Annotated in this window: 1 protein-coding gene; it reads left to right on the top strand. The window is 68.6% G+C overall.

Features of this window, described 5'->3' with window-relative positions; translation table 11 throughout:
- Nucleotides 1–64 precede the first annotated feature (64 nt).
- The coding region (locus tag AC1DKD_RS42100; RefSeq protein WP_477144850.1) for an AMP-binding enzyme at nucleotides 65–449 on the top strand (385 nt) is incomplete at its 3' end.

Below are 449 nucleotides of genomic sequence, written 5' to 3'. Positions count from 1 at the left end.
GGTCAGCACCAGGATCGTGGACGACGGCGGCGATACCGTTGCGCCGGGCGTCCAGGGAAACATCGTGGTTGACTCCCCCGGGCCCGCCATCGCGCGCACCGTCTGGGGCAACCCCCGGCGCTACTTCGATTCGTACTGGAGCAAGTACGCGGACCGGGGCTGGTTCCTGGCAGGCGACGGCGCCAAGTACGATGCCGACGGCGACATCTGGATCCTGGGCCGCGTGGATGACACCCTGAACGTCTCAGGCCACCTGCTCTCGACCATCGAGATCGAATCCGCCCTGGTGTCGCACCCGGACGTCGTGGAGGCCGGCGTCTGCCCGGTGGCGGACCCGAAGACCGGCCACGCCGTCGTTGCCTTCGTCGTCCTGAAGGCCGGGGCCCCGGCAGACTGTATCGACGACCTCCGGAACCACGTCGCCAAGGAGATCGGCCCCATCGCCAAGC

The organism is Cupriavidus sp. 05T313 (assembly GCF_056396665.1).
Note: the sequence above shows the minus strand (reverse complement) of the source record. Positions and strands in the feature narration are given on the sequence as shown.